15 protein-coding genes are annotated in these 16,587 nt (G+C 72.2%); 4 read left to right on the top strand and 11 right to left on the bottom strand.

From position 1 onward, the window contains the following. Positions 1-1,176, bottom strand: a 1,176-nt coding sequence (locus E9934_RS15685; RefSeq protein WP_202977346.1) for a DUF7937 domain-containing protein, incomplete at its 3' end; no start/stop codon positions are given. 414 nt (positions 1,177-1,590) lie between these two features. On the opposite strand from E9934_RS15685, the gene E9934_RS15680 reads away from it, so the two are divergent. Genes E9934_RS15680 through E9934_RS15670 form a run of 3 tightly spaced genes read left to right on the top strand, consistent with a single transcriptional unit; the run spans position 1,591 to position 4,347 of the window. After that, positions 1,591-2,388 (top strand): PP2C family protein-serine/threonine phosphatase, encoded by a 798-nt coding sequence (locus E9934_RS15680; protein ID WP_158295028.1) that lies wholly within the window; start codon positions 1,591-1,593, stop codon positions 2,386-2,388. A 7-nt stretch (positions 2,389-2,395) separates the two neighbouring features. Continuing rightward, a complete protein-coding gene (locus tag E9934_RS15675; RefSeq protein WP_136563828.1) occupies positions 2,396-3,583 on the top strand; it encodes an FHA domain-containing protein in 1,188 nt (395 codons plus the stop codon). Then, positions 3,580-4,347 (top strand): hypothetical protein, encoded by a 768-nt coding sequence (locus E9934_RS15670; RefSeq protein ID WP_136563827.1) that lies wholly within the window; start codon positions 3,580-3,582, stop codon positions 4,345-4,347. The genes E9934_RS15675 and E9934_RS15670 overlap by 4 nt, the downstream gene beginning before the upstream one ends. Before the next feature lie 50 nt (positions 4,348-4,397). On the opposite strand, the gene E9934_RS15665 is transcribed toward E9934_RS15670, so the two are convergent. From E9934_RS15665 to E9934_RS15625, 10 genes are all read right to left on the bottom strand, one after another. Next, positions 4,398-6,362: a serine/threonine-protein kinase gene (locus E9934_RS15665; protein WP_136563826.1), complete on the bottom strand. Its 1,965-nt coding sequence runs from the start codon at positions 6,360-6,362 to the stop codon at positions 4,398-4,400. Between the two features lie 13 nt (positions 6,363-6,375). Further along, positions 6,376-6,507 carry a hypothetical protein gene (locus tag E9934_RS20495; RefSeq protein ID WP_275106640.1) on the bottom strand — a complete coding sequence of 44 codons (132 nt, stop codon included), beginning with the start codon at positions 6,505-6,507 and terminating at the stop codon, positions 6,376-6,378. Further along, positions 6,504-7,547, bottom strand: a complete 1,044-nt coding sequence (locus tag E9934_RS19700; RefSeq protein ID WP_158295027.1) for a hypothetical protein — start codon at positions 7,545-7,547, stop codon at positions 6,504-6,506. The genes E9934_RS20495 and E9934_RS19700 overlap by 4 nt, the downstream gene beginning before the upstream one ends. Beyond that, entirely contained in the window at positions 7,544-8,374 is an 831-nt protein-coding gene (locus E9934_RS15655; RefSeq protein WP_136563825.1) for a vWA domain-containing protein, read from the bottom strand. Before E9934_RS15655 ends, E9934_RS19700 begins: the two co-directional genes overlap by 4 nt. Further along, entirely contained in the window at positions 8,371-8,775 is a 405-nt protein-coding gene (locus E9934_RS15650; protein ID WP_136563824.1) for a hypothetical protein, read from the bottom strand. Before E9934_RS15650 ends, E9934_RS15655 begins: the two co-directional genes overlap by 4 nt. Next, positions 8,772-11,720, bottom strand: a complete 2,949-nt coding sequence (locus E9934_RS15645) for a protein kinase domain-containing protein (RefSeq protein WP_136563823.1) — start codon at positions 11,718-11,720, stop codon at positions 8,772-8,774. Before E9934_RS15645 ends, E9934_RS15650 begins: the two co-directional genes overlap by 4 nt. Before the next feature lie 148 nt (positions 11,721-11,868). Next, the gene (gene purQ / locus E9934_RS15640; RefSeq protein ID WP_136563822.1) at positions 11,869-12,537 is read right to left on the bottom strand and encodes a phosphoribosylformylglycinamidine synthase subunit PurQ; all 669 of its coding nucleotides are present in this window, start codon (positions 12,535-12,537) and stop codon (positions 11,869-11,871) included. After that, positions 12,534-12,785, bottom strand: coding sequence for a phosphoribosylformylglycinamidine synthase subunit PurS (gene purS, locus E9934_RS15635; protein WP_136563821.1), 252 nt, complete (start codon positions 12,783-12,785; stop codon positions 12,534-12,536). The genes purQ and purS overlap by 4 nt, the downstream gene beginning before the upstream one ends. A 682-nt stretch (positions 12,786-13,467) precedes the next feature. Continuing rightward, positions 13,468-15,042 (bottom strand): long-chain-fatty-acid--CoA ligase, encoded by a 1,575-nt coding sequence (locus tag E9934_RS15630; RefSeq protein WP_136563820.1) that lies wholly within the window; start codon positions 15,040-15,042, stop codon positions 13,468-13,470. Positions 15,043-15,161: 119 nt separating this feature from the next. Then, positions 15,162-16,058 carry a phosphoribosylaminoimidazolesuccinocarboxamide synthase gene (locus tag E9934_RS15625; RefSeq protein WP_162851562.1) on the bottom strand — a complete coding sequence of 299 codons (897 nt, stop codon included), beginning with the start codon at positions 16,056-16,058 and terminating at the stop codon, positions 15,162-15,164. Positions 16,059-16,136: 78 nt separating this feature from the next. On the opposite strand from E9934_RS15625, the gene E9934_RS15620 reads away from it, so the two are divergent. Beyond that, the gene (locus E9934_RS15620; RefSeq protein WP_136563819.1) at positions 16,137-16,577 is read left to right on the top strand and encodes a hypothetical protein; all 441 of its coding nucleotides are present in this window, start codon (positions 16,137-16,139) and stop codon (positions 16,575-16,577) included. Positions 16,578-16,587: the final 10 nt, after the last annotated feature.

Genomic DNA, 16,587 nt, shown 5'->3' with positions numbered 1-16,587 from the left:
CGCGGAGATCGCGACGCCGATGGCCCCACCCAGGCCGATCAGGACGAGGACCGCGATCAGCTCGCCGGGGAGATCGAGCTCCTCGCCGTTGATCGCGAGGACGACCTGGCCGATCACGAAGAACCCCAGGGCGAGGAAGCAGGCCATGGCGCCGTAGAAGGCGGCGGCGCGAGCCGTCGCGATCCACTCCTGGGCGTTGCCCATCCGCGCGGCGCCGCGTTGCTGACCGGTGGCGATGATCGCGACGGCCGCGGCCAGCAGGAAGACACCCGAGCTCTGTGGGGTGCTGAAGATGCCGGGCTCGTGGCTGAGCTTCTCGACCATGACGCTGAGGAACGGCGGCACGTCGCCACCGTCGTAGCGTCCGAAGAGCGCCACGAACAGGAAGCCGACGACCGTGGCCGTCAGCAGGCGCAGCGCGACGACCCGCCCCCGCGCCTGGTGGGCGGCGCCGATGACACCCCAGGGCAGCAGCACGGTCACCAGCGACATGAAGATGATCAGCGCCACCTGCCACGGCTCGAGAAAGTCCGCGAAGTCGCCGAGGAGGAAGCGCACGCAGTCGATCAGCCACGTCAGCACGAGGACGCCCGCGCCGGCTGCCAGCAGCGCCGACTGGGTCTGCAGCCAGATCCGCGCCTCACCGGGCGACTCGTCGTCGCTGCGGGTCTGGACGGCGAGGAGACCGGCCACCAACGCCATCGAGACGCCGGTGCCGATGCCACCCTCGTCGGTCTCGGTGATGTTGACGAGCTCGATGATCAGCGCCGCGAGGACGGACGCGCCGAGCGGGGCGGCCATCGCGAGCTTCACCAGGCGCGACCAGGCCGGCGTCATCGTGGGAACGATCCGGCTCCGGCCGACGTAGGGAACCGCCAGGCTGAAGAGCGAGGCCAGCAGCGACAGCACCACCCACCAGTGGTCGTTGGCGTCCTCGATGTCGCCGCCGGACAGGTTCCACGGCATCGCCAGGGTGATGAGCAGCAGGATCGCGGCGCCGACGTCGGTGACGATGTCGCGGACGGTCACGCCGGCGAACGGGTTCGCCACCGCCGGGCGGGGCGGACCGGCCGGAGCGGAGCCCGGGAACGGCTGGCCCGTCGGCGGCATGGTCGGAGGTGCCGAGAACGGCATGGCGGGGGGCGCGGGCTGCGGCACCACTCCCGTCGGCGGCATGGCGGACGGCATGGGCTGTGGGGCCGTGGGCTGCGCCGGCCGGACGACGGTCCGGTTGCCGTCGCCGTCGGCGGGCCCCGCCGGAGATGCGGCCGGCCCCGACTCACCCGGTGCCGGCTGCGAGAGTCCGGTGGGCGTCCCGCAGCGCCGGCAGAACGGCGTCGAGACCTCGTCTCCACAGTGGGCACAGAATCGCGGCATCTCGGCTCCGGAGTCAGTCGGCTGGCGGTCGAGGCCACACCCTAGGGCCCCGGGTGGGAGCGCACGATGGGGCGCTCACCCCATCGACACCGCCCAGGACTCCCCATCATGCTGGGCCGCGAGCCCGAAATCCGCGGATTCCACCACCGCCCCGCGCCGTTTCCGGCACCATTCGATGCGCCGTTCCGGTCGCCTCGTCGGAAGGAGTTCCGTGTGACCAGCCCGACCCTCGAGGTGCGCTGGGGCACTGCCACGGACGTCGGTCACCGTCGCGCTGACAACCAGGACGCGCTGCTGGCCGGGCCACCTGTCTTCGCAGTCGCCGACGGCATGGGGGGACATCGGGCCGGTCGCGAGGCGGCAGACCTCGTCGTCGCCGCCTTCGCCTCGACCTGCGCGCGGCCGTGGACGACCTCGGACGACGTGCTGCTCGCCGTCGCGCGCGCGGACGAGGCCGTGCGACAGCTCGGCGGCACGGGCCCCGCTGCCCCCGGATCGACCGTCAGCGGCGTGGCGCTGGCATGTCCCGACGGCATCCCGTCCTGGCTGGTGTTCAACATCGGCGACTCGCGTACCTACCTGTTGCGCGCGGGCCAGCTCGAGCTGGTCACCGTCGACCACTCCTACGCCCAGGTGCTGGAGGAGCAGGGCTGCTCCGACGACGTGCGGAGCAGGGCGCCCCGCAACGTGATCATGCGCGCCATCGGGGGCGGCCTGCGCGAGGCCCCCCTCACGGATCAGTGGCTCGTGCCCGCCGAGGCCGGGGACCGTCTGCTGGTGTGCTCCGACGGCCTCACGACCGAGCTCTCCGAGCCGCTGCTGGCGGCGTTGCTGCTCAGCACCCCCGACCCGGCCGCTGCGGCGCAGGGCCTCATCGCCGCAGCCCTGGACAGCGCCGCGCGCGACAACGTGACAGCCGTCGTGGTCGACGCGATCGCCGTACGACGACCGGCGGTGGCGACGGCGCCCGACGAGGACACCCTCCCCGACCTGCCGACGGTCCCGAGGTGAGCGCCGCATGAGCGCCCGCCCCGTCGCGCAGTGGTCGACCGGCCCCCACCACGGCGTGATCTGGGAGAGCGGCCTGGCGTTGGTGTCCGGCGACCTGCCCCTCACCGCTGCCAATCAGCTGTGGGCGCGACTGGCCGACATCGACGACCTGGGCGAGTTCGTCACGGCCCTCGCGGATGTCGCGGGCTCGGGCCTGCTCGTGCTGCCCGACTTCGCCGTCGCCGTCATCCGCGAGCACGGTGACCTCCATGTGGCAGCCCGCGGCCGCCTGGTCGTCGTCGCCGACGTGCCCGGCGAGGCGGTGGTGGTCGACGGAAGCCCCGTCGAGACCTGGACCGAGCGGCAGGTCGCGGGCGCGATGTCGGTCTCGCTCCAGGCGCCCGGCGCGTCGGAGGACCCGACAGACCTTCGCCTCGGCGCGTCCGGCGTGCTGCCGGCGGGCACCCTGCGAACCACGCTGTTCGTGGGTCCGGTCACCGTGCCGGTCGGTGGCGCGGTGCCCGCCTTCGCGGCCCGGCAGCACGCCTCCCCCGACACCGAGGCTGCGCCGCCATCGCCGGGAGCCGACCACCCACTGAAGGCCGCCACCCTCTTCCCGGACGACGACATCGATCCCGCCACGCCCATCGTGCCCCCGGAGGTGGCGGCACCTGCCACCTCATCGAGCCCACCGAGCCCACCGTTGTCGCCGCCGTCGATGCGCGGGCCGATGTGGGGCGCACCGCCGCCAGCCCCCGTGCCGAGCCCCGACGGGGTCCTGGCCGTCCTGTGCGCGAACGGGCATGCCAACCCGCCGCAACGACCTCGGTGCCGCAGCTGCGGGGGCGAGCTCGACGGGCCGCCCCGGCAGGTCCCCCGCCCCTCCCTGGGCCGGTTGTCCACCACCAGCGCCGGCACGATCGAGCTGACCGCACCGGTGGTCATCGGCCGAGCGCCGCGCACCGAGCGGTTCCAGGGCCCCGAGATGCCCCGCCTGCTCGTCCTGACCGAGCCACACATCTCCGCGACCCACCTCGCCCTGCGGATCGACGGATGGTCGGTGCTCGCCGAGGATCTCGGGTCCACCAACGGCACCTACGTCCGCCGCCACGGCCAGCAGCCGTTCCGGCTCGTCGGGCAACCCCACCCCTTGGCCCCAGGTGACGTGATCGACCTCGGTCACGGCGTCCAGCTGCACTTCGAGGAGCTCCCATGACCAACGACGCACCTGACCTCGCCGACGCCGAGGACGCACCCGGCTCCCCCTGGCCCTCACGACTGACCCTGGACTTCGCTGGCGAGGTGCTCACCGCGGAGCCCGGCAAGGAGCTGACCGTCGGCAGGTCGGGCGACCTGGAGATCGACGACAACCCCTACCTGCACCGCGACTTCCTGTGCTTCCGGCACCAGGACGGCATGTGGTGGGTGATCAACGTCGGAGCCCGGCTGGCGGCGTACCTCACCGACGCCCAGGGCCTGATGCGCAGCCGACTGGCACCGGGCGCCCGCTCGCCGCTGGTCTTCCCCCGCACCGTCGTCACGTTCGCGGCCGGCGAGACCCTCTATGAGCTCCTGGTGGACATCCCGGACACGCCCTACGACCCGGTCACCACCCGCAGCAGTGGATCAGGGGCCACGACGATCGTCCCGGGCCAGTTCACGGAGTCACAGCTGCTCTCGATCCTTGCGCTCGCCGAGCCGGTGTTGCGCCGCGCCGGCTCCGGCGCCGGCGAGATCCCGACGACCCAGCAGGCAGCCGACCGGCTCGGCTGGACCACCAAGCGCTTCGACAAGAAGATCGAGAACGTCTGCGACAAGCTCAGCGCCGCCGGCGTACGCGGACTCCGTGGTGCCGGCGCACGGATGGCGTCCAACCGACGTCTCCACCTCGTGGAGTACGCCGTCTCGACGCTGCTCGTCACACCCGAAGACCTCCCGCTGCTGGACCTGCCGCAGCGTCCCGTCGTCGGGGAGGACTGACCAGCGCCCACAGGCCAGGATGCGCCGTGCACCGTCGGGCCGCGCGACGCTCACTCGTCGACGAGGGTGGCCGAGATCCCGTCGATCGTGACGCAGAACTGCCCCACCCAGTCCGCGGGGTTGGCGACCCACGGAGACTCGCTGAGCCTGCCCGAGTCGTCGGTCCAGTGGCGCAGCGTCTCGTCACTCTGGTCGCACCCGGAGCCGACCCGCGAGCCGTACTCGGCAGCGTACTTCGTGTTCGGACGGAATCCGCTGCCCGCGATCAGGAAGTCGTGGCAGTCGTCGAAGTCGGGATCGTCGCAGGTGCCACCCACCTGGAAACGCAGCGTCCGCTTCAGCGACCGCCCGCAGACCTTCGTCGCAGCGCTCCGCTGCGTGACGCCGTCCTGCGTCGCGACGGTGCGGACGGTGGCGCAGATCTGCTGGTTGGGCCCCTTGGTCTTCACGACGCCCGGTCCCCTCGACCAGGCCAGCCGCGTGCTGGACACCTCGGACGCACCAGCGGTGGCGGAGAAGTTCACCGCGTACGCACGCGACACCGCCTTGGCTGCCGTGGGCTTGGCCGGCGGCCCCCACGGGTCGAGCCCCTCGACCTCGGTGCCCGGTCCCTCCTCGCCGTCGTCGAACACCGGGACCACGGTCGCGGTGAACGGGCCGCCCTCGTTGGGCAGCTCCACGCGGATCGGAGACCCAGCAGCGCGAGCGACCTCGTCGCCGTCGACCTCGACGACGTACTCGACCGGCCGGTCGTCTCCGTCCGGCTCGGCGAACTCGATGACCGAGTGGCCGTCGTTGTTCTCGACGACCGCCAGATCGGTGACGGGCAGCCGCTCCTCGTCGACGACGACCAGCACCGCGACGATGCCGGCGGCGATGAGCGCCACCACTGCGAAACCGATCAGGAGGCCGACCCCGATCGCCGACCCCTTGCCCTTCTCGCGTCGACGACCTGAGCGCGTCGCTCCGAAGCTCCGCACCAGAGGGGGCTCTGGTGCGGGTCGCAGGGGCACGACGGGCGGTGGCACGTACGGCGGAGGAGCGACGACCGGCGGCACGTACGGCGGAGGAACCGCACCCACCTGTGTCGGGCCCGGTGTGGGCGACCGAGGCACGACCGGCGGCGACTTCTTCTCCAGGGACGGCGCCGTCACGGTCGAGGCGGCGCCGCCAGGAGCCGGACGAGTGGCCGCCGGCGCGGCGTCGGCCACCGCGGCCGCGAAGGCAGCAGCGGTCGGGAACCTGCGGTCCGGGCTCTTGGCCATCGAGCGGGCGAGGACTGAGTTGAAGGCCGCTGCGCCGGCGGCTGTCGCGGGCAGCTGTGGGATCGGCCCCTGGAGGTGACCGAGGAGGACCTGGGCAGCGGAGCCCTCGTAGGGCGCGTGGCCCGTGAGGACGGCCCACAGGAGACACCCCAGCGAGTAGACGTCCGAGGCCACCGAGGCCGGCGCACCCTCGTGCCGCTCGGGCGCCATGTAGCCGGGGGTGCCGAGGACTCCCTGCGTCGCGGTCGACTCGACGTCGGCGACCGTCGCGATGCCGAAGTCGCAGAGCAGGGCACGCATGCGGCCATCCGGCAGGCGACGTACGAGGACGTTCGACGGCTTGATGTCACGGTGGAGGATCCCGGCGGCATGCGCATCCGACAGGCCGGCGGCCGCCTGGGCGATGAGGTCGACGGCCACCGCGACCGGCGGGGCGCCCTGGGTCCGCAGCAGCTCGGCGAGATCACCGTCCGGCACCAGCTCGGTCGCCAGGAACAGCCAGCCGTCCTGCTCGCCGGCGTCGAAGACCCGGACCACATGAGGCGAGTCCAGCCGCGCGAGCGCCTGCGCCTCCCGCAGGAACCGGTTGCGGTAGGACGACTCCTCCGACAGGTCCGGCGACAAGACCTTCAGTGCGACCTCCCGCTGCAGGTCGCGATGAACCGCGGAGAAGACGACCCCCATCGCGCCCTGACCCAGCCGACGCACGACGTCGTAGCGTCCGAAGGGCTCGCCGGGACGCGGGATCATGACAGCTCTCCGCTCATCCGACGCGTCCCACGCTCGTGCCGATGTCGAGGAGCAGAGCGAGGGCCTTGAGGTCGGAGCCGAAGGCTCCGCGACCGATGAGCTCGGCCGCTTCGCTCCCGGGGATACCGAGGTCGACTTCCATCACGCAGACGCCCTGACGACCACACAGGTCATGTCGTCGTTGACCACGCTCCGGGCGACGCGCGCGTCGCTGACCGCACGCTCGAACGCCTTTCCTCCGGTGGCCAGGACCTCCCAGATCGGCTCGCCTGCCTCGTCAGCCGCCAGCGCCCACCGGGCCACCTCGTCCGTCGCGAGGAGCCAGACGTCCTCGGGCTCGGCCGGCCCCTCGACCGTGCGCAACGAGGGCAGTGACCGCGTCTCGGCGGCATCACTGGCCAACAGCAGCGGCGCGCCCGAGGCCGCTGAGCTCGCCTCGTAGGGGAAGCCTGACACCACCTGGAAGCCGGTCGCGGCACGGCGCAGGTGCAGGACGAGCGCGTCGCCGACCGCGACCGCACGCCAGACCAACCCGTCAGACGTGCGGACCACCCGGAGCCCGAGGAAGGTCGCATGTGCCGCCTTCTGGCCCGCTTCGGCCTGCCACCAGGAGGATCCGCTGCCGTCCGCTCCGGCCCGCGTCGCACGCTCCGTGGCGTACGACGCCGCGCACTCCAGCGCCCACGCGGCCACCGCCGTCGGGGTGACCGCCGGCGGAGCTTCCAGCCAGCGGCGGACCAGGGTGCGCGCCCATGCCCCGGCGTCGAAGGAGCTCGACGCCCCGTCGGCGACCGCCGCGACACCGAGCGGGCCGGCAGCGCCGGCGTCGTCGTTCTCCTCGGCGGAGGCGCCCTCCTTGGGCAGCGAGGAGGATGCGAGGGTGCTGAGCGGCACGAGGACCTCGCTGCCGGCAGCGGTAGGGGCCACGAACGGGACCGGCTCAGTGGCGGCGGCCCCCGGAGAGGCCGACACCACGTGCGCCGTGCGGCGTCCGGTGGCGGCAACCAACAACGTCGCCAGCAGCGCCGCGACGATGCCGGCCGCGGCGAGGACGTACCACTCCTCCCGGAGCGTGTCACTGCTCTGCGCCAGGATCACCGTGCCGACGATCGTCACCACGCCACCCATCACCAGCGCCACCATGGACGGCACTGTGCCGCCAGACGCCTTGCCCAGGTCGCTCATACGGCCCTCCCGATGCTCGTCCCGACGTTGAGGAACAGCGCCAGCGTGCGGATGTCGGCGTTGAAGGCGAAGGCCCGTGCGCCCGGTGCGACCGCGATCCCCTGTCCATTCGCGCTCTGGATCATGGGAGCCGGCAGCGGCGATGACATCTCGAACAGTCGCTCGGCGTAGGGATCGCCCAGGCCCGTCACCGACGAGGGGAAGAGGGCGGGCTGCGCCGGGTGGTCGCTGAGGCCGATGTTGAACACCAGGGTGTGGCCGTCCTCCGTGGCGAGGCCCTGGATTCGGCGGCACCACACCGACGGATCGCCATCGGTGGCCTCCCCGTCGGACATGTTGATGACGATCGGCGGATAGCCCCGCGGATGCTCGCGGACCCAGTCGGCGGCCATCCGGCCGGCGTGGTCGAGCGCCAGGCACATGGGGGTCCCGCCCGAGGCGCGTGGCTCGACCCAGACCGGACGGTTCGTGGCACCGCCGGCGCCCGGTTGCGAGTCGATGCGGAGCGGTCGGGCGGCGTACTGCGTCGTGGAGAACGGACCGCCGTCGGGTGAGACCGGCGCGAGCTCACGGCGCACCACCGGCTGGCCGGAGTCGTCCGTGGAGTAGCCGACGACGTCGACGAAGAAGTAGGGACGCGGCTCCTCGCGGGGGTTCTTCACGGACCGGAGAACCAGCTCGTAGAGGAGGTTGTTGATGTGGTCCGCGACCGCCTGTGCCTTCGAGATCGTGCTCCCGGCCAGGGGGTCGCTCATCGACTCCGACTGGTCGACAGCCAGCACGATCAACGCCGGGTTGGACCGGTCGACGCGCTGGGTGTGGCTCACGGCGTCGCCTCCTGCCCTGGCGCCGGGCACTCACGAGCGATCCGCGCCGCGACGTTCCGCGCCGCCACGTTGTCCTGATCGCCCACCTCGAGCGCCTCGTCGAGCGCCGGGCAGGGCAACGTGATCAGCCGCGACGAGAGCGGCAACGCGTCGCGGTTGCTACCGCAGGTCTCCTCCGACCAATGCACGACCCACCGGCCGCTGGTGGTCTCGGTGAGGAACATGCGCCCGCAGCCGCTGCCGAGGTCCGGGACACGCTCATGCGGCTGTCCGGCACCGGGGCGGTTGGTGTCGCGTGCCGCCGTCGGCGGGTTCTCGTCCGACACGAGGACCACCGTGGCGGCCCCGAGTACGCCGACAGCCGCGCCCAGCGCGCCGACGACCGCTGCCCTGATCGTCATCGTCCCGACCTCCATCGGAAGCGGACGAACGTCCCGCCGACCGCCAGCACCGTTCCGTTGGCGATCGGGATGCTCTGTCCCGCGCGCACCGGCCTGCCATCCACCGTGAATGCTCCCGTCCCGGACGCCACCGCGGCGCCACCCTGGATCCGGATCTCGACGTGGTTCGGGACGATGCCGGGGCCGGTGACCCGCAGGCCGGCTGACCCGGCCGACCCGATCACGAGACGGCCACGGTCCACCGTCACGTCGCGACCGCGCAACGGCCCCTCGAGCACCTTCACCCAAGCCGAGCGGGCGATCCGTTCGAACCCGCCGATCGCCATGCCCACGAGGGTGCAGGCCACGACGACCGCGATGACGGTCGCCGAGTCGGACGCATCGATGTGGAGCACCAGGCTGCCGCCGCCACTGTCCGTCCAGTCCTCGCCCCGAGCCCAGCGGGGCTCGGTGGCCAGGTGCAGGAAGCCGCCGATCAGGCCGCCCGAGGCGCCGCCGAGCAGGCCGGCGGCGATCGTGCGCGCCGACGTACGGACGATGCCGAGCGCGAGCCCGACCGCCATGCCCACCATCAGCCAGGGCGCGAGGATCATGCTGGTGGGTGGCGTCGCCGGCAACGGGCTGGGCAGCGTCGTCTGGAAGACGCCGAGCCCGATCAGGGCACCCAGCGCACCGAGGAGCGCCCCGGAAGGGCCGCGCACGGCAGCGCGACCCCACGCCTTCTGGGTGAGGTCGGGGGCGGCCCCGATGATGCCTCCGAGCAGGCCGCCGACGAGGATCATGAACACCGGCGGGCCGGCCTCGACCGGCAGCGCGTCCGCCAGCGCCACGAAGACCACGCAGGCCAGCAGGCCGGCCACCAGCCCGCCGAGCGCGCCGATGACGAGACCGTTGAGCCCGAAGACGTTGAGGAACGACCGGGCTCCCGCCGTCTCGGCCGGCGGGACCGGCACCGGCTGCGGACTGGTCCCCGACGGGCCTCGAGAATCGTCGGCCCACCACTGGACGCCCGAGCCGGAGGCTGCAGGCTCCGGCGCACCCCGCAGAGTGCTCGGCTGCTCGGACACCGGAGGCAGCGCGGTCGGGGGCACGGCGAGTGGCGGTGGAGTCGGCGATGTCGCCACCACCTGTGTCGCGGCCGGCGCGCCGACCGGAAGCGGGCGGCCGCAGGCAGTCCGCAGACCCGCCGCAAGCTCGCGCACGCGGGGGTCGGGGATCCGTTCGACCGCCGCCCACACCTCGGTCGCCGCGCCGGGGGCGAAGTCGGCGTCGGTGAAGACCAGGTTCTCCGCGTTGTGGAAGCGCCACAGGGACGCGTCCTGCGCGAGCGCGCGCAGGCTGAGCCGGATGACGGCGATGCTGAAGGCGTCGACGCCGGGACCCCAGTGCTCCCGGGCCCTGGCGGGGTGCTGGAAGTAGGGATGGCCCACCTCGGCCGGAGCCAGCTCGGGCGACATCGTCGGGGCATAGGTGCCGTCGAGGTCCACCAGCAGCAGCGTGTTGCCGTCGACGAGGATGTTGCCGCACTGGAGATCGCCGTGCGCGAGGCCGATCGCCACCAGCTCAGCGACCATCGCGTCGAAGCCGTCGGCGAGCGCGGTCAGTCCGGCGAGATCGCCGGCCTCCAGCAGGTCGTCCACCGCCGCGTCCAGCGGGACGCCGTCCACCCACGGCATCAGGACTCCGGGCCGTCGTGCTCCGTCCACGGTGAGGGCGCCGTCGATCCATCGGCCCGGCGGGAGGTACGACGAAGGGTGGCTCGCCAGGTGCCGCGCCAGGAGGTCGTAGCGCTGGGCAGCATGGCCGGGCGAACGCGTGAAGAAGCGCAGCGCAAGGGCGCCCTCAGGATGATCGAGCTCGAACACGACCGCGTTCTGACCCGTGGCGGACAGCGGCGTCCCCCACGTCGGGTGCCGACTGACCCTCGCCGCGGCGAAGTCGGGCCAGGCCGTCAGCGGGGTCGGTGTCTGCTGGATCGCTGCCACGTGGTCCGATGCCGTCGGCCACGCGCCCGGCGGCGGTGGCTGGTGCTGGCCGCCCAGCGGCAGTGCTGCGAAGCCGCGGTGCCAGCGACCGGCGGTGGTCGTCGGCGGACCGGAGCTCGCCGCGCCTCGCTCGGACAGGCCCAATGCGGTGAGCGCGTCGAGCAGCTCCTGCGCGGTCCGGTAGCGGGTGGTCGGATCGCGGTCGACCGCTCGCCCCAGGACCGCGGCGAAGCCCGGGCTGACCGGGAGCGTGGAGGTGTCGATCGGCTCGCCGTCGACGATGCGGCGGATGAGCGCCGGGATGCTGGAGCCGCTCGGCCCGGCAAAGGGCGCCACTCCCGCAACGGCCTCGTAGATCGTGACGCCGAGAGAGTAGACGTCGGTGGCAGCGCTGGCGTCGGCCTCGTGGAAGAGCTCCGGCGCCATGTAGATGATCGTGCCCTTGGCCCCGGGGATCGTCGTCGTGGAGCCGTCGACCAGCCGAGCGACGCCGAAGTCGGCCAGCAGCGGCGCGCCGTCGCGCGACAGCAGGATGTTCGACGGCTTGACGTCGCGGTGCAGGACGCCGGCACGGTGAGCGGCGTCGAGCGCTGTCGCCATGGCTCGCAGCAGCTCTCGGGCCTCACCCTCGTGCAGCGGCCCGGTGCGGCGCAGACGATCGCTGAGGACGCCGCCCGCGGCGTACTCCATGACGATGAACGGCTCGCCGCGCTCGGTCCGCCCCGCGTTGAAGACGGTGACGATCTCGCGGCACTCGGTCAGCGAGCCGATCGCCAAACACTCGCGTCGGAACGAGTCGAAGTCGACCTCGTCCGCCAGGGGTCGGAACACCTTGACCGCCACGTCCCGGTTGAAGGACAGCTCCCGCGCCCGGTACACCGACCCGAACGCGCCCGCGCCCAGTCGGACGGCATCGGCATAGCCGGCGATGCCCAGATCAGTCGTCGCCGCAGCGTCCATGAGCCCCCATCTCGTCCGTCAACACCAACAAGGGTGGCCACGTCCGAGAGCACGCCAGCGTGGAGCAGCGCCGAGGCAGTCCGCAGCGTAGTGGACCGCGGGCACGCCGGGGCGGAAAACCGGATGGGGAGTCCTCCCCATCGCGGGGTCAGGCGAAGGTGCGCTCCACGAGCGAGCTGAAGAAGCCGAGGCCGTCGAGGCCGCAGCCCGTCAGCTCCTCGACCGCGTGCTCGGGGTGCGGCATCAGGCCGACGACGTTGCCGCGCTCGTTGGTGACGCCGGCGATGTCGTTGAGTGACCCGTTGGGGTTGACCTCGAGATAGCGGGCCACGACCTGGCCCTCGCCCTCGATGCGCGCCAGCGTCTCGGCGTCGGCGACGAACCCACCCTCGCCGTTCTTGAGCACGATCCGGATCTCCTGGCCCTCGGCATAGGCCGACGTCCACGGGGTCCGGTTGTTCTCCACGCGCAGCAGCTGGTCGCGACACACGAACTTGCGGTGGTCGTTGCGGATCAGCGCACCCGGCAGCAGGTGCGACTCGCACAGGATCTGGAAGCCGTTGCAGATGCCGAGGACGGGCATGCCGCCCTTCGCCGCCTCGACGACCTTGTCCATCACCGGAGCGAAGCGGGAGATGGCGCCGCAACGGAGGTAGTCGCCGTACGAGAAGCCACCGGGAAGCACGACCGCGTCGACACCCTTGAGGTCCGCGTCGCCGTGCCAGAGCGCGACCGCCTCGTTGCCACCCAGACGTACGGCGCGCTGGGCGTCGACGTCGTCGAGCGATCCGGGGAAGGTGACGACCCCGACCTTCACGACTGCTGGTCCTCGACGGTCACGGTGAAGTTCTCGATGACCGGGTTGGACAGCAGAGTCTCGGCCATCTTCTCGACCTCAGCGAGCACCGCGTCGGTCACCTCGGCGACCTCGAGCTCGAAGCGCTTGCCCTGACGGACGTCGCTCACCCCGGTGAAGCCGAGGCGGGGCAGCGCACCATGGACGGCCTTCCCCTGCGGGTCGAGGATCTCGGGCTTCGGCATGACAGATACGACGACTCGGGCCACGTCGCGATTCTAGTGGTGCGCCGCTTCGGCCTCGCACCCGGCGGCCGAGGACCGGACGGAGCCCCCTCCGTTCGTCGAGGAGGCCGTCCGCCTCCGTTGGTCGAGGAGGCCGGCCACGGCCGTCTCGAGACCTCCGTAGCCTCTGCGCCGGACTGTGACCCGGGGGGAGTGGGTGGGTCGGCGCCTGCGGCGCCTCCCGGGACGACCCCCGGCGGCGCAGAGCGGGGCCCCCGCCCTCGGCCACCGTCGTGCGCGGCTGACCGTTGCTTCCCGCCGAGGGCACCCCGATGTGCCGGCGGGGGTCGCCCCGTCCGGCACCGCAGGCGCCGCCCCCGGACCCCTCAACCTGCAGAGTCGGCTTGCCGCCGGACCAGGGCAGGACCTACGGAAGACAACCGCGGCGCGGCAGCGCGGCGCCCCAGCGGCGAAGCCGCGTCGGGGCCGGTCCGCGGGCCGAGCCCAGCGAGCGCCCGGGCGGCCGGCCCCGACAGGGCGACGAGCTCGCGCAAATCAACCTGCAGAGTCGGCTTGCCGCCGGACCAGGGCAGGACCTACGGAAGACAACCGCGGCGCGGCAGCGCGGCGCCCCAGCGGCGAAGCCGCGTCGGGGCCGGTCCGCGGGCCGAGCGCCGCGAGCGCCCGGGCGGCCGGCCCCGACAGGGCGACGAGCTCGCGCAGTCGATCAGCTCAGCTCGCGCTTGAGGATCTTGCCGGTCGCGGTCATCGGGAGGTTCTCGACGATCTCGACGATGCGCGGGTACTTGTAGGCCGCCATCTGCTCCTTGCTCCAGGCGACGATCTCCTCGGGCGTGGCGCTCTCGCCGGGCTTGAGGATGACGACGGCCTTGATCTCCTCGCCGTGGGACTCGTGAGGGACGCCGATGACGGCGGCGAGGGAGATGGCGGGGTGGGTGAGGAGCACCTCTTCGATCTCGCGGGGGTACACGTTGAAGCCGCCGCGGATGATCATGTCCTTGGAGCGGTCGACGATGTAGTACCAGCCGTCGGCGTCGCGGCGGCCGAGGTCGCCGGAGCGGAACCAGCCGTCGGGGCTGATCGCCTCGGCGGTGGCGTCGGGGCGCTGGTAGTAGCCCTTCATGATGTTGTGGCCCTTGATGGCGATCTCACCGACGGCGGTCTTGCCGTCCTCCTCGATGGTGCCGTCGACCTCGTCCCAGGTCTCGGGCTGGAGGAGCTTCATCTCGACGCCAGGGATCGGCAGGCCGATGGACCCGACGCGGACGGGCTGGCCGTACTTGCTGAACGATGCGACCGGCGAGGTCTCGGACAGGCCGTAGCCCTCGAGGATCGTCACGCCGAAGCGCTCCTCGAACTGCTTGTGGACCTCGACGGGGAGGGCGGCGCCGCCGGCGACGGCGACGCGGAGGTTCTTGGCGAGCCCGGCGACGTCGACGCTGTCGTCGAGGGCGCCGAGCAGGCCCCAGTACATCGTCGGGACGCCGCCGAAGAAGGTGACGCCCTCGCGCTGCATCAGGCCGAGTGCGGGGCCGGCCTCGAAGCGCGGGAGCAGCACGACCGTGCCGCCGAAGGCGAAGCCGCCGTTCTGGATGACGGTCTGGCCGAAGGAGTGGAAGAGCGGGAGGACGCAGAGATAGGTGTCCGGGTTGGCGGAGTCCGCGCCGAAGAGGTCCTTGCCGGTGAGCGCGTTGTCGCGCATGTTGCGGTGTCGCAGCTCGGCGCCCTTGGGCTGACCGGTGGTGCCGGAGGTGTAGAGGATGACGGCCGTGTCGTCGTCGTCGACGGCGACGGTGTCGAACTGGGGCGACTGGCCGGCCAGGCCCTGGCCGAGGGTCTCGGTGCCCTCGATCGGCGACGGCGCGGTCGGGTCGGCGGTGATGACGAAGAAGTGCTCGCAGCCGTCGGCGCCCTGGAAGCCCTCGTAGGCCTCGGCGCCGATGGGCAGGTCGGGGGTGCCCTGGAAGGCGAAGAGGGCCTTCGCGTCGGAGTCGCCGAGGTGGTAGGCCACCTCGCGGCCCTTGAGGAGCACGTTGAGCGGCACGACGGTGGCGCCGGCCTTGAGGATCCCGAAGTAGACGATCGTGAAGTACGGCAGGTTCGGGCAGCTGAGCGCGACCTTGTCGCCGGGCTTGATGCCCCGGCTCACCAGCAGGTTGGCGACCTGGTTGGCGGCGCCGTTGACCTGCGGGTAGCTCAACCGGGTGTCGCCGAACACCAGGGCGGTGCGGTCGGGGAAGTCCCGGGCGCTGTCGTCGAGGAAGGAGGCAAGGTTCGTCATGGCCTCAACCTACTTGCCGGACGTGAGCCCGGTCACTGGTCCGGCGCCCAGTCCGACCGGCGCCGGATTGTGCGCGGGACCAGTCCGGCAGCGGCCGGGGGTGGCCCGATGCGGTGGCGTCAGAAGCGCTCGCCGGTGAGCCGCTCGTAGGCCTCGATGTAGCGACTGCGCGTCCGCTCGATCACCTCGGCCGGCAGCGCCGGGGGCGCGTCCCCGGACGACTTGTCCCAGCCGCTCTCGGGCGAGAGCGCCCAGTTGCGCACGATCTGCTTGTCGTACGACGGCTGGGTGCGCCCGGGCTGCCAGTCGTCGGCCGGCCAGTAGCGGGAGGAATCGGGGGTGAGGACCTCGTCGGCGAGCACGATCGCGCCGCCCGCGCCGGTCCCGAACTCGAACTTCGTGTCGGCGAGGATGATGCCCTGCTCGCGGGCGATCTCCTCGGCCCGGCCATAGACCTGCAGGGTCAGGTCGCGCAGCGCGGCGGCGGACTCCGCGCCGACGGTGGCCACCACGGCGTCGTACGAGACGTTCTCGTCGTGGTCGCCGAGGTCGGCCTTCGTGGCGGGCGTGAAGATCGGCTCGGGCAGGCGACTGCCGTCCTCGAGACCCGCGGGCAGCGCGATGCCGCACACCTCACCGGTGGCGCGGTAGTCCAGCAGGCCGGAGCCGGTGAGATAGCCACGGGCGACGCACTCGACGGGGAACATGTCGAGCCGCTCGCAGATGACCGCGCGGCCACGGACCGCGTCGGGGACGTCGGTCGACACGACGTGGTGCGGCACGAGCGCGGCGAGCTGGTCGAACCACCACAACGACATCCGGGTGAGGATCTCGCCCTTGTCGGGGATCGTCGTCTCCAGGACGAAGTCGAAGATGGAGAGCCGGTCGCTGGCGACCATCAGCAGCTTGCCGATGTGGGGGCCCTCGGTCATCTCGTAGAGGTCGCGCACCTTCCCGGAGTGCAGGTGGCGGGCGCCGGGGAGCACCGGGGCGGGCGGGATGTTCGCGAGGGTCACGGCCCCAGCCTATTGACGCGCCTGCGGCGAGGGCAGGGCGGCCGACGACCGGCACGCGGCGGGTGGCACAGTAGGAACATGGTGGAGTCGGCAGAAGCGGAAGAGGTCTGGGCCCGGATCGTCGGCGCCCAGCGCCAGACCATCCCGGGCGAGTGCCCCGAGTGTGCGGGTGTCGCGCCCGAGCGGATCGTCTGGGAGGACGAGTTCTGGATCCTCTCCTACACCGACGGCCCAGCCGACATGGCCGCCTCGCTGCTGCTGCAGACCCGCGAGCACACCCGGGTCGGCCAGCTCGATGACGAGCTCGCGTCCCAGTTCGGCCGGATCTCCAACCGCCTGGTGCGGATCATCGAGAACCTGCCGGAGTCGGCGTACGTCGACGTCAGCCGCTACGGCGCACACCGCGGCCACTTCCACGTGTGGTTCTTCGCGCCGCATGCCGAGGGCCAGGACTCACCGGCCGACCTCCCCACCATCGCGGCCAAGCTCGCCAACTGGGGCGGCAACGCCCGGGCCTGACCAGACGCGT

It is taken from the genome of Nocardioides caeni, assembly GCF_004912195.1.
GTDB classification, from domain to species: domain Bacteria; phylum Actinomycetota; class Actinomycetes; order Propionibacteriales; family Nocardioidaceae; genus Nocardioides; species Nocardioides caeni.
The sequence above is the reverse complement of the archived record's forward strand: the minus strand, read 5'-3'. Positions and strand labels throughout refer to the sequence as shown.

What these genes read in the sequence shown, in the direction of transcription:
- E9934_RS15675 (WP_136563828.1), top strand. Translation starts at nt 2,396, where the DNA reads ATGAGCGCCCGCCCCGTCGCGCAGTGGTCGACCGGCCCCCACCACGGC.
- E9934_RS15670 (WP_136563827.1), top strand. Translation starts at nt 3,580, where the DNA reads ATGACCAACGACGCACCTGACCTCGCCGACGCCGAGGACGCACCCGGC.
- E9934_RS15665 (WP_136563826.1), bottom strand. Translation starts at nt 6,362, where the DNA reads ATGATCCCGCGTCCCGGCGAGCCCTTCGGACGCTACGACGTCGTGCGT.
- E9934_RS19700 (WP_158295027.1), bottom strand. Translation starts at nt 7,547, where the DNA reads ATGAGCGACCTGGGCAAGGCGTCTGGCGGCACAGTGCCGTCCATGGTG.
- E9934_RS15650 (WP_136563824.1), bottom strand. Translation starts at nt 8,775, where the DNA reads ATGACGATCAGGGCAGCGGTCGTCGGCGCGCTGGGCGCGGCTGTCGGC.
- E9934_RS15645 (WP_136563823.1), bottom strand. Translation starts at nt 11,720, where the DNA reads ATGGACGCTGCGGCGACGACTGATCTGGGCATCGCCGGCTATGCCGAT.
- E9934_RS15630 (WP_136563820.1), bottom strand. Translation starts at nt 15,042, where the DNA reads ATGACGAACCTTGCCTCCTTCCTCGACGACAGCGCCCGGGACTTCCCC.
- E9934_RS15620 (WP_136563819.1), top strand. Translation starts at nt 16,137, where the DNA reads ATGGTGGAGTCGGCAGAAGCGGAAGAGGTCTGGGCCCGGATCGTCGGC.